At 71.3% G+C, this 8,799-nt stretch carries 6 protein-coding genes; 2 read left to right on the top strand and 4 right to left on the bottom strand.

All coding sequences use genetic code 11. From position 1 onward, the window contains the following. Together GBZ26_RS23565 and GBZ26_RS23560 are read right to left on the bottom strand one after the other, a co-directional pair. Positions 1-463, bottom strand: a 463-nt coding sequence (locus GBZ26_RS23565; RefSeq protein ID WP_174440936.1) for a caspase family protein, incomplete at its 3' end; no start/stop codon positions are given. A 241-nt stretch (positions 464-704) separates the two neighbouring features. Further along, the gene (locus GBZ26_RS23560; RefSeq protein WP_174440935.1) at positions 705-3,440 is read right to left on the bottom strand and encodes an SUMF1/EgtB/PvdO family nonheme iron enzyme; all 2,736 of its coding nucleotides are present in this window, start codon (positions 3,438-3,440) and stop codon (positions 705-707) included. A 259-nt stretch (positions 3,441-3,699) separates the two neighbouring features. Between GBZ26_RS23560 and GBZ26_RS23555 the strand changes: the two genes are divergently transcribed. Continuing rightward, the gene (locus GBZ26_RS23555) at positions 3,700-3,960 is read left to right on the top strand and encodes a DUF3126 family protein (protein WP_014241108.1); all 261 of its coding nucleotides are present in this window, start codon (positions 3,700-3,702) and stop codon (positions 3,958-3,960) included. 96 nt (positions 3,961-4,056) lie between these two features. Here the strand turns inward: GBZ26_RS23555 and GBZ26_RS23550 are convergent, their stop codons facing one another. Further along, the gene (locus GBZ26_RS23550; RefSeq protein WP_174440934.1) at positions 4,057-4,671 is read right to left on the bottom strand and encodes a hypothetical protein; all 615 of its coding nucleotides are present in this window, start codon (positions 4,669-4,671) and stop codon (positions 4,057-4,059) included. 326 nt (positions 4,672-4,997) lie between these two features. Further along, positions 4,998-5,417, bottom strand: a complete 420-nt coding sequence (locus GBZ26_RS23545) for a cupin domain-containing protein (protein WP_174440933.1) — start codon at positions 5,415-5,417, stop codon at positions 4,998-5,000. 174 nt (positions 5,418-5,591) lie between these two features. Here GBZ26_RS23545 and GBZ26_RS23540 point away from each other — a divergent pair. Continuing rightward, on the top strand, positions 5,592-8,799 hold a 3,208-nt coding region (locus GBZ26_RS23540; protein WP_174440932.1), incomplete at its 3' end, for an AMP-binding protein.

Here is an 8,799-nt window from a genome sequence, read left to right as displayed (position 1 = left end):
GGTCGAACACGGCGACGGTCTTGCGCCCGCTGCGCTGGATCTCCTTCAGCGCGTAGTCCAGCTCGATGGTGTCGAAGATCACGTCGTATTCGGACCCGGGCTTGGCGTCCACCGGCACCAGGAAGCCCTTGGCCGACAGGCTGAGCGCGACGCCGGAGTAATAGAGGAAGCCCAGGTCGGCCTGCCCCAGCGCGTCCTGGAAGCGGGTCAGCGCCGCGACCATGCCTCGGTGGTCGAGATTCTCGGCGGCGGTGACGGTGAAGCCGGCGCGGCGCAGCGCGTCGGCGACGACGGCCGCGTTGGCGCCCACCCCGGCGGCCGGACCGCCCTCCTGGTACTGCGCGTTGCCAATCACCAGCGCGACGCGCTTGTCGTCGGCGAACGCCAGGGGCGCAACGGCGGCGTTCGCCGTCACCAGGACCAGCGCAACAGTCCAAACAGCGCTCCGGGGCCAGCGCAACACGTCGATACCCTCCACCTGAATCGGTCTTTGACCACCCCTTTAGGGAGTCACGGGCGACGGCGGCTGTAACGAATTTGGTCAAAGCCGCCGCCGGCCTCTCATCATCGGGCCGTCCGGATCACGGATCGCCAAGCTATGAACGGCCAAGTCTAGCGCACTGGCCCAACACCAATTTCTGCAATTTCGGGGGCGGCGCGGTCCCATCCGCAGACGGTGCGTCCCACCAACGAACGCGGTGGAGTCAGTTGAGGTCGCGGGCCACCCGCAACCCATCGGCGAAATAGCGCACGTCGGCGTCGTAGCCGATGCGGGCGGTGACGGCGATGGCGTCCTGCCCGTCCCGCCAGGAGCCGCCGCGCAGCACCCGCTTGCGGCAGTCGCCCTCCGTCCAGGCGCTGCCGTCCGTCGGGGCGCCCTTGTAGCCGGGGTTCCAGCAGTCGGCGACCCACTCCGCCACGCCGCCGCTGGTGTCGTAGAGGCCGAAGGCGTTGGGCTGGAAGCTGCCGACCGGCGCCGGCAGGGAGCGGTCGGCGCCCCCGCCGCAGTCGCGGCAGTTGGCCAGCCGCGCCCCCGCCGTCAGGCTGTCCCCCCAGGCGAAGCGCGCCGCGCTGCCGCCGCGCGCCGCGTACTCCCACTCGGCCTCGCTCGGCAGGCGGTAGCGCTGGCCGGTCTTGCGGCTGAGCCACTCGGTGTAGGCCAGCGCGTCCTCGACATGGATGTTGTGGACGGGCGTGTCGTCGGAAGGGTTGCGCATCCGCGGCATGGCGGCGCAACCGCCACCCTCCACGCAGGCCCGCCAGTTGGCGACCGTCACCTCATAGACCCCGATGGCGAAGGGCCGGGCGAAGGTGACTCGGCGGGGCGGGCGCTGGCTGGAGTCGCCGCGCTCGCTGCCCATGACGAAGCTGCCGGCGGGGATGCGCATCATCGGCGGGCAGTCCGGGCAATCCTGGAAGCGGCCGCCGTTGCCCTGCGCCCGCCCCTGCGAGCCCCCCGGCTGGGCGGGCGCGGCGAGCGCCAGCCGTTGGCGGTCCTCCGGCCCGGCGGGGCGCAGCGCGGGGCCGCGGACGAAGCCCTGCACGCCGCCCTGGGTGCCATCGTCCAAGGCCACCCGGTACCAGTCGGCGTCGGCCACCCGGCCCAGCCCCCGCCCCGGGCCGTCCTTGGCGAGGGCGCCGACCCGCTCCGACCGCGCGTCCGGCCCGGCGCGCAGCTCCGCATCGGCGACGGCCACGTACATCCCTTCCCCACCGGTGTCGAGTTGGAGCTCCGGCGGCGGAGACGCCTTGCCGCTGGATGCCCCGCCACCCGACGATCCGCTGTTCCCCGCCCCGCCCGCCGAAGGAACCGCCGCGACCTTGGCCGCTTCGCCGCGCAGCCGGTTCAGCCGGTCCCGCGCCGGGGCGGCGAAGGGTCCGGTGCCGAACAGCCGCAGGAAGGCGTCCAGCGCGTCGGCGTCGCGGCTGTCGCGCACGCGGCGCCACAGCGATTCCTCCAGATCGGCCTGCGGCGGGGCGGCGCCGGCCTCTTCGCCCTCCAGCAGCGCGCTCATCGTGGTGCGCCCGCCACGCCCGTCCTCGACCAAGACGCTGAACACCCCGGCACGACCCGCCGGCGCCCGTTCCGGGTCGAAGGTCAGGGCGGTCAGCCGATCCGGCGCCAGCTTGTCGCCGGGCTTCAGCGGCGTGGTGCCGTCGCGGACCTTGCCCCGCTCCGGCACGGTGCTGACGGTGAAGGTCAGCGGGTCGCCGTCCGGGTCGGTCGGCACCTCCAGCCGCAGGCTGTTGACCACGGCGCGCACGCTGCGCTCCGCAACGGCGACCGGCGAACGGTTGCTCGGCTTGATGAGGATCGGGACGGCGCCCCGCGCCACCCCGCCGCGCCCGTCCATCACCGCGAAATCGAAGCTGCCGGCGTCGCCCAGATGGGTGGCGTCGGCGCGGAAGGTCGCGGCGGTGAGCTGGTCGAGCGTCAGATAGTCGCCGATCAGCACCACCCGGTCGCCGATGCGCACCCCGCCGCCGCGCGGCAGGCCGGTCACCTGGGCGAAGAGCTGGTCGTTGTCGGGATCGCTGGGCCGCGCGATGCCCAGCCCCTCCGTCCCGCCGCGGTCGAACACCTCCAACGTCTTGAAGGCGGCGAGCTGCGGCGGCCGGTTCTCCGGCAGCGGGTTGAAGTAGAAGGGGGCAGCCCCCAGCGAGCCGTAGAGGAAGGGCTCCTGCCGGCCCTGGGTGACCTGCATGACGTCGTCGCGCACGCGGCGGAAGAACAGGCTCAGCTCCAGCCCCGGCACATCGAAGTTCTTCAGCAGGGAGGCGGTGTAGGGGCTGTGGTCGCCCTGCCCGTCCTCGGCCACCGCGTCGGCGCGGGTGGCCATGGCGACCAGCGTGTCGGTCGGCGTGTCGTCCACACGGGCGAAACCGGAATGCACCTCCGTCTTCTTGGTGCCGGACCGCACCAGCCGGTCGGCGAAGGGATTGTTGCGGCAGGCGTCCAGGATCAGGATGCCCAGCTTGCGCGCCTGGGCCAGCTCGCCCATCGGCAGGTTCAGGGGCAGCGCCTCGTAGACCAGATCGCGCTCGCGCTCCAGCCGGGCGTCCGCGGGGATCAGGAAGTTGGTGCCGCCGACCTGCATGCCGTGGCCGGCGAAATAGAGCAGCGCCACGTCGGCCTGCGCCGCCTGGATGCCGAAGCCGCGCAACGCCTCGGCCATGCCGCGGTTGTCGAGGTCGTAGCGCTCCTCCACCGCGAAGCCCAGCTTGCGCAGGGCCGCCGACATGGCGCGGGCGTCGTTGCGCGGGTTGGGCAGCTCTGTGGCGTGACGGTAGGCGCCGACGCCGATGACCAGGGCGATGCGCTGCTCCGGCGCGGGAGCCGCCAGACCGGGTACGGCCCACGCCGCCACGGCCAGCAGCAGCCCGGCGGTGACGGCCAGGACGAAACGGCACGAGACGAAACGGCGAAGGCGCGCAGCCATGGTCACCCCATGCCATGGTCACCGGACGGCGGAGCGCGGACGCTCCCACATTCCAATCCGTCCAGTATTTGGCCGCGCAACCCGGAACAAGAGGACAAAACCGGATAACGGCTCTCCACAGGCGGGGGGATGGCCCCCCGCAAGAAAGACGGGGCCTGCGGCGGGCGGCGCGGCGAATGCGCGATCCGGGGCGATGTTGTGCTTTCCCTTTGCCCGAAAGGTTTCTATATGACCCCTTCGACAACACAGGGATCATGCCATGCCGCCCGCCAAGCCGACGGTCGCCAAGATGACCGAAACCGAAATCGCCCGTGTGCAGAGCTATCTGCGCAAGACGCTCGGCAACGACAAGATCATCATCCAGCCGCCCGAGAAGGCCGGCCAGTCCGCAGAGGTCATGCTGGGCGACGAGTTCGTCGGCACCCTGCACCGCGACGTGGACGAGGGTGAGGTTTCCTACGCCCTGCACGTCGTCATCCTGGAAGAAGACCTGCCGGCAGCCCCGACGGCCCGTCGCTGAGTCACGTCTCTCCAGCGCGGTCCTCTCCCGCCCCGCGGCGGGAGGGGCGCTTGCCCGCGCGCCGTCGGAACCCGCCGACAGAATTCAGAATGATTGTCAGCCCGGCCGGCTGTGGCGGCGCAGTTCGGCGGCCAGCCCGGCCATCAGCGTCTCTCCACCCGACAGGGTGAGGCCACGCACCAGGACGAGCGCCGGCAGATGGTTCCGGCGCAGCAGAAGCAGCCGGTAGCCGGCGCGCCGCCGACGGCCCTTCCCCGGTTTTCCGTCCTCCTCCGCATCCACGTCCCCGCCGGCCAGCGCCAGTTCCTTTTGGTGCTGCTGCAAGGTCATCGTCTGGATGCGGGCCACGAACAGCGGGCGTTTGCCCTGCGGCGGGTAGAGCGCCACCCCGCGGATCGTGTCGTGGGGGACAAGCTGCCCATGGGCGGTCAATCCTTCCGGCGCCACGATCAGCCGCACGGCGCTGCGCCGCGCCGCCCGCAGCAGCGTGATCATCCACATCAGCAGAAGCGGCACCGCGCACAGGACGCCCAGCCAGCGCAGCATCGAGGCCGTCGGCTCCAGCGTCAGTTCGGCCACGACGACGAAACCGGCCAGCAGCAGGGCGGCGTAGAGGAGATGGGCGTAACGCTGGGGCGGCACGCTGGAGGGCGACGCCTCGAACACCGTCGCCTGCCCCTTGTCCTCGCGGGAGATCTCGACCTCGGGCATCCCGTCCGCATCCTTGCTACGCCACCGCACGCCGTCCTAATACCGCCGACGCGTCCAACATGCCAGCGGGGCGGCGTCCGGCATTCCAGGCACCTGTCCGGACATCCGGACAGCCGCGGCGCGGGGAGGCTCCGCAAAATTGCGGAAATCCGCCGCTCCGGGAGCCCGCCCAAGCGCTGGCATGGGCATTGCTTTCTTTTGCAACGAAGCGTCCCGTGGCCGCGTCGTTCCCTGTGGCCATGGCGGCGATTCCTCCAAAGCATCTGGCCGGCCGCACCGTCGTTTCCACGACGGGTGCGACCGGCACTTTTTTGACGGATGCAGCGTCAGTTCCCGGTGGGCGGCTCGGCCCCTTCGGTCGGGAAATCGGCGGGAAGGGTGATCTCCAGCATCTCCAGATCGTCGGAATGCGCGATCTCCACATGGCGGATGCCCGGCGGCTGGTGCACGCAGGAGCCGGCCTGCAGCAGCACCTCCCCCACCCCTTCATAGGCGAACTTCACCCAGCCCTTCAGCACATAGACCATCTGGAAATCCAGCGCGTGCCGGTGCCAGCCGCCGTGCGACGGCTCGCCGGGGCGGGCGCGGATGACGTGGGCGTTCGCCTTGCCCGCCGTGGCGGCGCGGATGCCGAGGTCCCGGTACTCGAAGAAGGGCCGCAGCCCGTCGCGCTTGAAGTCCGCCGGATCGGCGTGGCTGACCGCGAAGGTCACCGAATCATTCGCAGGCGCGTCGTTTTTTGACATGCCGTTTCCTCCCATCCTCATTGATTGCATCGAGTATGACCGAAAGCCGCGTATACGGCATACCCCCGCCGCGCACGGCGCCATTGCGGCCCATGCAGGGCGCCGCGCTATAGTGATGTTCGCCGCGCAAAAGACGTGGCCGCCAAGGAAGAAATGCCCGATCGGGAGGAAAGCATGGATCACGCCGTCGCGGAGTCCGTCGGACAGCCGCCGCTGCCGCAGGAGGTCGCCGTCAACCCCGTCCGCTCCGCCACGGACTGGCAGAGCCAGCGCGCCGCCTGCGAAGCCGATCCCGGCGCCTTCCACGGCGCCATCGCCGCGGAGACGATCCACTGGTTCGACGGGGCGCACTGGCTGATGCGCGAGGCGGACGGCGTCTGGCGCGGCTGGAACGCCGCGACGGGCGAGGCTGCGGAGCGGGTGGACTGGACGCCCTGGACCCAGGCCTTCGACGGATCGGAGGCGCCCTTCTACCGCTGGTTCGCCGGCGGGCTGACCAACGCCGCCTTCAACGAGGTGGACCGCCACGTCCTGTCCGGCCATGGGTCGGAGACCGCCTACTGGTACGAGGGCGACCGCTGGGACGCCGCCGCCAACGGCGGGCGCGGCGGCCCGGTCCATCACGTCACGCTGACCCGGCGCGAGTTGCTGATCCGCTCGGCGCTGGCCGCGCTGGCGCTGCGTGGGTTGGGGTTGAGGCAGGGCGACCGCATCGCGCTGAACATGCCCAACATCCTCGACCAGATCGTCTGGACGGAGGGGGCGAAGCGCCTCGGCGTCATCTACACCGCGGTGTTCGGCGGCTTCTCCGACAAGACGCTGTCCGACCGCATCGAGAACGCCGGCGCCCGCGTCGTCATCACCGCCGACGGCGCCAGCCGCAACGCCGAGATGGCCCCCTTCAAGGAGGCCTACAGCGACCCGGCGCTCGACCGTTTCGTCGCCCTGCCCACGGCGCTGCGCATCACCGAGGAGGTCCTGCGCGCCAAGCTGGGCGACACCGCCCTGATGGAGCCGGTGCGCCGCGGGCTGGAGGGTGAGATCACCGTCGCCCCCGCCGACGTGATGCGGGAACTGGGCCGGGCGCTGGACCGCGCCGGGACGCTCGACGCCGCCACCGTGGCCGACCTGCGCGCCAGCGTCGCCGAGGCTCTGACCGCCGCCCCGCCGCGCGTCGAGGCGGTGATCGTCGTCCGCCACGCCGGGCTTCCCGACATCCCCTGGACCGCGGGGCGCGACGTGTGGGCGCATGAGTTGCTGGCGAAGGCCGAGGCGGAGCTGTGCGCCGCCGCCGGCCTGCCCGGCATGGAGGCGCTGCGCGCGCTGGACGACCGGGCGCTCTACGCCGCCGTGGCGAAGGCCGTGCCCTGTGTGCCGGTGGACGCCGACTATCCGCTGTTCATCATCTACACCTCCGGCTCCACCGGGAAGCCGAAGGGCGTGGTGCATGTCCATGGCGGCTACGTCGCCGGCCTCGCCCACACCATGAAGGTCAGCTTCGACGCCCTGCCGGGCCGCGACGCGATCTACGTCGTCGCCGATCCCGGCTGGATCACCGGGCAAAGCTACCTCATCACGGCCAGCCTCGCCGCCCGCATCCCCGGCATCGTGACGGAGGGGGCGCCGGTCTTCCCCAACGCCGGGCGATTCGCCTCGATCATCGAGCGGCACAAGGTGACCATCTTCAAGGCGGGCGTGACCTTCCTGAAGACGGTCATGACCCACCCGGAAAACCGCGCCGACGTCGAGCGCTACGACCGTTCCTCCCTGCGGGTCGCCACCTTCTGCGCGGAGCCGACCAGCCCCGCCGTCCAGGCCTTCGGCATGGCGGTGATGACGCCGCAATACATCAACAGCTATTGGGCGACGGAGCATGGCGGCATCGTCTGGACCCACCCCTACGGCAACCCCGACCAGCCGCTGCGCGCCGACGCCCACACCTACCCGCTGCCCTGGGTGCTGGGCGACGTCTGGGTTCCCGAAAGCGAGCCGGACGCCGCCGGCCGCGTCGCCTTCCGCCCCGCGGAGCCGGAGGAGAAGGGCGAGATCATCGTCACCGCCCCCTACCCCTACCTGACCCGCACCATCTGGGGTGACGCGGACAACGTCGGGAAGCCCGGCTGGAAGGGCGATTTCGACCGTTTCGTGACGACCTATTTCGGGCGCTTCCGCGATGCGAGCGGCCAACCGGTCTGGGCCTACCTGCAGGGCGACTTCGCGCGGCGCTACGACGACGGCAGCTTCAGCCTGCATGGCCGATCCGACGACGTCATCAACGTGTCCGGCCACCGCATGGGAACGGAGGAGATCGAGGGCGCGATCCTGCGCGACAAGCAGATCAACCCCGACAGCCCGGTCGGCAATGTCATCGTGGTCGGCGCGCCCCACCGCGAGAAGGGGCTGACCCCGGTCGCCTTCGTCCTGCCCGCCAAGGGCCGCGACCTGACGGCGGACGACGAGCGCCGGCTGAAGGATCTGGTGCGGCAGGAGAAGGGTGCCGTCGCCGTCCCCTCCGACATCCTCGCCGTCCCGGCCTTTCCCGAGACGCGCTCCGGCAAATACATGCGCCGCTTCCTGACGGCGATGATGAACGGTGAGCCGCTGGGCGACACCTCCACGCTCCGCAACCCCGAATGCCTGACCGACCTGGAGGCGCGCATCGCCGCCTGGACGCGCGGCCAGCAGCGGGCGGAGGAGCAGACCCTCATCGAGCGGCAGCGCTTCCTGTCCGTCCAGTATGACCGGCTGGCCGAGGGCGTGCGCATGGCGACCGTCACCATCGACAACCCGCCGGTCAACGCGCTCTCCGACCGCCTGCTCGACGAACTGGACACGCTGGTCGCCCATCTCGCCCGGCGGGCGGACGTGCGCGCCGTGGTGATCACCGGCACCGGCCGCAACTTCGTGGCCGGCGCCGACATCCGCCAGCTTCTCGACGAGGTGCGGGACGAGGGCGAGGCCCGCGCCCTGCCCGCCAAGGCCCACGCCGTCTTCCGCGCCCTCGCCGCGCTGGACAAGCCGGTGTTCGCGGCGATCCGCGGCGTGGCGCTCGGCGGCGGCTGCGAGCTGGCGATGGCCTGCCACGTCCGTGTGGCCGACCCCCGCGCCCGGCTGGGCCAGCCGGAGATCAACCTGTTCCTGCCGCCGGGCTATGGCGGCACGCAGCGCCTGCCGCGCCTGCTTCTCAAAAAGGACCCGGAGCGGGGCTATGGGCGGGCGCTGGAGATCCTGCTGTCCGGGCGCCAGATCGACGCTGGGACGGCGCTGGACTATGGGCTGGTCGATGTAGTGGCGCGCGGGGCGGACGACGCGCTGACGCTGGCGAAGGCGATGGCGCGGGAGGCCGCGCTTGCCCCCACGAACACCCTTGCCCCCTCCCTAA

It is taken from the genome of Azospirillum formosense (assembly GCF_013340925.1).
GTDB lineage: Bacteria > Pseudomonadota > Alphaproteobacteria > Azospirillales > Azospirillaceae > Azospirillum > Azospirillum formosense.
This window is presented reverse-complemented; position numbering and strand designations above follow the sequence as displayed.

Excerpts from the sequence above, each read along its gene's own strand:
- GBZ26_RS23560 (WP_174440935.1), bottom strand. The coding sequence starts at position 3,440 with ATGGCTGCGCGCCTTCGCCGTTTCGTCTCGTGCCGTTTCGTCCTGGCC.
- GBZ26_RS23555 (WP_014241108.1), top strand. The coding sequence starts at position 3,700 with ATGCCGCCCGCCAAGCCGACGGTCGCCAAGATGACCGAAACCGAAATC.
- GBZ26_RS23550 (WP_174440934.1), bottom strand. The coding sequence starts at position 4,671 with ATGCCCGAGGTCGAGATCTCCCGCGAGGACAAGGGGCAGGCGACGGTG.
- GBZ26_RS23545 (WP_174440933.1), bottom strand. The coding sequence starts at position 5,417 with ATGTCAAAAAACGACGCGCCTGCGAATGATTCGGTGACCTTCGCGGTC.